General features: G+C 37.1%; 4 protein-coding genes. All 4 read left to right on the forward strand.

All coding sequences use genetic code 11. The features are described 5' to 3' along the window. The first annotated feature begins 182 nt into the window (after nt 1-182). The 4 genes from ASU03_RS18350 (at nt 183) to ASU03_RS18365 (ending at nt 2963) form a co-directional block, all read left to right on the forward strand. A complete protein-coding gene (locus tag ASU03_RS18350) occupies nt 183-488 on the forward strand; it encodes a hypothetical protein (RefSeq protein ID WP_057833227.1) in 306 nt (101 codons plus the stop codon). 420 nt (nt 489-908) lie between these two features. Beyond that, the gene (locus tag ASU03_RS18355; RefSeq protein WP_057833228.1) at nt 909-1322 is read left to right on the forward strand and encodes a hypothetical protein; all 414 of its coding nucleotides are present in this window, start codon (nt 909-911) and stop codon (nt 1320-1322) included. Nucleotides 1323-2056: 734 nt separating this feature from the next. Next, nucleotides 2057-2458, forward strand: a complete 402-nt coding sequence (locus ASU03_RS18360; RefSeq protein WP_057833199.1) for a hypothetical protein — start codon at nt 2057-2059, stop codon at nt 2456-2458. A 115-nt stretch (nt 2459-2573) separates the two neighbouring features. Further along, a complete protein-coding gene (locus tag ASU03_RS18365; protein WP_231731634.1) occupies nt 2574-2963 on the forward strand; it encodes a hypothetical protein in 390 nt (129 codons plus the stop codon). The last annotated feature ends 1160 nt before the right edge of the window (nt 2964-4123 follow it).

The raw sequence follows: 4123 nt of genomic DNA on the forward strand, positions 1-4123 counted from the left end.
TTCACGGTTTGGTATTTTCATTACGGTGCGTTTAAGTTATTGTTGTACTTGGTGAAAGTATGTTGCAACTAACAAGCAAATCAACAGGGACACGTAACACTTGCTCGGTTCCACTTCGTTTCACATTGTAGCAAGTATTACTTAGCCCGTTATTTGGGCGTTAGCATTCAGGGAGTGAATCGATGTCGTGGAAATGTCAAAACTGTAATACAACAATCGACGATAATGAGTTTGAAGTTTGTTGGAACTGTAATTGTGAAAAAGGTAAATCAGAGCCTGATCGTAAAGCTGAAAATTCAGTTCATGATTGCATTCGATGCCAAGCAAGTTTAACTTTTATTGGGACTAAAAACTTCCACGAAGGTACTCGTTGGGGTGTTTTAGGCGAGTTGGGAGAATTCTTTGTAAATAAAGAAAACTTAGACATGTATGCCTGTAAGTCTTGTGGGAAAGTTGAGTTTTTTATTGCTGGTTTCAATAAATGCTAACAAGGCATTCAAACGGACACGTACAGTTTGCTTGCGCTCCGCGCAGTATAGCAAAACGTACTTAGCCGCTTAATGCGGCGTTATATGCGGTTAAAACCTGAGTATTAGAGCAAGACAATCTTTTTAGTTTTACGCTAAATCAGGTTCAGTTTAATTACTAATAAGCATTGCCTCTTTTACCTTTTTCAAAGGTGGCAACGCTATTAAGTTTATTCAATCAGTTGTGAGTAGCGTAAAAATTCACAGCTTAATTATGTATTACAGTGCCTTTAAGTTAGTGCAAAGCTTGGTTCAACCAGCGTTGCATATAACAAGCAATTCAACGTGACACGCAACAGTTGGCCGCGCTCACTACGTTCACAAGTATGGCCAACTATTACTTAGCCCGTTAATTGGGCGTTATGTGCACAAGGAGTTCTATTGAATATTAGGCATTTCTCTTTATACATTATTATATTAATGTGTTCTGCTTGCACAACATCAGGGCAACTTTACTATGTTGATACGGAAGGTCACGAAAAACTAGGCTGTGAATACGAGTTCGTTGGTGCACCAAGTGTTGATAAATATGCTATCGAGTATGCTCTTAGTTTATGCGCTAAAAGTATTGTTAAAAAAGGTGGTGTAATCCAAGAAGAATATTTGTTAAAAATAGATACTTCTATTCCATTACCGGCTTGTGGCAAAACTTGGACTCATGATTTAGCCAAGCAACAGTTCAACTCTGAGCAAATATCTAAAAAAGAATTTGGTTATATTGTAGCTAACATTGATATGGGTTTTGCATCAATCAATGAATGTGCACATAACAAGCAAATCAACAAGGACACGTAACAGTTGGCTACGTTTCGCTTCGCTACACAATTTTAGCCAACCATTACTTAGCCTGTTATTTGGGCGTTAGTTGGCTAATAAAAAAGATCGTCTAAGTGCTAAATAATTCAGTTTCACCAATTCACTGTTTGGTGCTTTACCGCGAATAAGTTAGTCACTTTAATCACGTTTCTGAAAGGTGTATTAGCGTAACTATTCGCTTTAAATAGTGAGTGTAATGGCTCAAATTCACGGTTTGGTATTTTCATTACGGTGCGTTTAAGTTATTGTTGTACATATTGAAAGTGTGTTGCAACTAACAAGCAAATCAACATGGACACGTAACACTTGCTCGGTTCCACTTCGTTTCACATTTTAGCAAGTATTACTTAGCCCGTTATTTGGGCGTTAGTTGGCTAATAAAAAAGATCGCCTAAGTGCTAAATAATTCAGTTTCACCAATTCATTGTTTGGTGCTGTACCGCGAATAAGTTAATCACTTTTATCACGTTTCTGAAAGGTGTATTAGCGTAACTATTCGCTCTAAATAGTGAGTGCAATGGCTCAAATTCACGGCTTGGTATTTTCATTACGGTGCGTTTAAGTTATTGTTGTACTTGGTGAAAGTATGTTGCAACTAACAAGCAAATCAACTGGGACACGTAACACTTGCTCGGTTCCACTTCGTTTCACATTTTAGCAAGTATTACTTAGCCCGTTATTTGGGCGTTAGCTGGTTAGGTCAAGGATAGGTGATGTTTTCAGGCAGAATGGAACGCATATTATTAGGCACTGCTATACCGCCAATTTTAGGTGGGCTACTATATTGTGTATTAATGCTTCTAACTAGTTTTAAGGTTGGATCCATAGTGCTTATTCCTTTTATTATATTGGGCTTTATCGTACTTGCCGGAATACCATCTCTTTTGTACAGTCTACTAATGGAATTTGCGATACAAAAAATAAACAATGATAAATTGGTTATTTGTATTTCTATTGTTTTATCGGGTTTTATAGGTAGAGTCCTTGGTGAAATTTACTGGGATCCTTCGATAATGTCTTTAATTGGAGGGCTAATAGGCCTAATGGTTGGCTATTATCTTCGATGGCACATTAGAGGTAAACCAGCTAACAAGCTGTTCAAGCGGGACAAATAACAGTTGGCTTTTTGCTCGTTCCTCGCTTATTTTAGCCAACTACAATTTGCCCCTTAACAGGGCGTTAGTTTTTTATCAGGTATCGGAGCTAGATTTAAATATGGAGCCAAAAATAGTGTTAATCGAAGAAAGTAAAAAAACAGATATTGAAGCAGGCTTAATAGAAGATAACAAAGTTAAAAATGAAACCGTTACGACAGAGTTGCATTTCGAATTACTAAAACAATATGCATGGCTTTCTTCAGTAATAATAGGTGCTGTTATCATTTTGATTCAGCTTAAGGTAGTTCCCTTTAGTACAGAGCTTTATCTTCCTTTTGGTTGTTTTGGCACCTCTATTGTGATTTCACTATTAGGGCAAGATTACATCGTTGACTCGTTGGTTAAAGGGAAAACTATATATGGCATATCCAAACAAATAAAAATTTTTCGTCATCTTGCTATGTTGACGTTGTTTTTTGGTACAGGGATACTTACAGCTAGGCTTATGCAAAGCTTTGCTTAACGTACAAAAAACTAACAAGGCATTCAAACGGACAAAAAACAGTTGGTTGTTTTCACTCCGTTCAACATTATAACCAACAATTTTTTGCCGCTTAATGCGGCGTTATTTGGCTTCGCTAATTCAAGCTAAATATTTAATTGTAAAAGCGGTGTTTTCTAAATTAGTTTGGTATTTTACGCCTCAGTTTTCGCCGTAGCGGCTTGGTTAAATTCGCTAATAGGCTTTACTATTTTAGACATTATTGTTGTAAAGCCATTATCTTGTTCAAGCTTAAGTGTTTGGCTCAAAGTTTAGAGTTTGGTGGGTAGCTACGCTGGGCACTTTTTAGTTCTACGGTCGGGCTGCCATTATTTTAAAAGCTCTTGTTATGGTTAGTAGTTTGCCGCTACCATCAAATAACAAGAACATTAAACGGAAAATTTACAGTTGGCTTTTTTCGTTCCTCAAAATTTTAGCCAACTATAATTTTCCGCTTATGTAAGCGTTATATGCGGTTAAAACCTGAGTATTAGAGCAAGACAATCTTTTTAGTTTTACGCTAAATCAGGTTCAGTTTACTCACTAATAAGCATTGCCTCTTTTACCTTTTTCAAAGGTGGCAACGCTATTAAGTTATTCGAACAGTTGTAAGTAGCGTAAAAATTCACGGCTAAGTTATTAATTACAGTGCCTTTAAGTTCGTGCAAAGCTTGATTCAACCAGCGTTGCATATAACAAGCAATTCAACGTGACACGCAACAGTTGGCCGCGCTCACTACGTTCACAATTATGGCCAACTATTACTTAGCCCGTTAATGTGGGCGTTAGTTGGCTAATAAAAAAGATCGTCTAAGTGCTAAATAATTCAGTTTCACCAATTCACTGTTTGGTGCTTTACCGCGAATAAGTTAGTCACTTTCATCACGTTTCTGAAAGGTGTATTAGCGTAACTATTCGCTTTAAATAGTGAGTGTAATGGCTCAAATTCACGGCTTGGTATTTCCATTACGGTGCGTTTAAGTTATTGTTGTACTTGGTGAAAGTATGTTACAACTAACAAGTGACTATGGTGTCAAACCCTAATATTTAATTCATTTTAGGATCCCAGTAGACACCATCTCTCACCATCGAATTGAGCGTGATAACTAGCTTTCTAATACACGCGATTATCGCTACTTTCT

Source organism: Colwellia sp. TT2012 (assembly GCF_001440345.1).
Lineage (GTDB): Bacteria > Pseudomonadota > Gammaproteobacteria > Enterobacterales > Alteromonadaceae > Colwellia.

What these genes read in the sequence shown, in the direction of transcription:
- ASU03_RS18360 (WP_057833199.1), top strand. Translation starts at nt 2,057, where the DNA reads ATGTTTTCAGGCAGAATGGAACGCATATTATTAGGCACTGCTATACCG.
- ASU03_RS18350 (WP_057833227.1), top strand. Translation starts at nt 183, where the DNA reads ATGTCGTGGAAATGTCAAAACTGTAATACAACAATCGACGATAATGAG.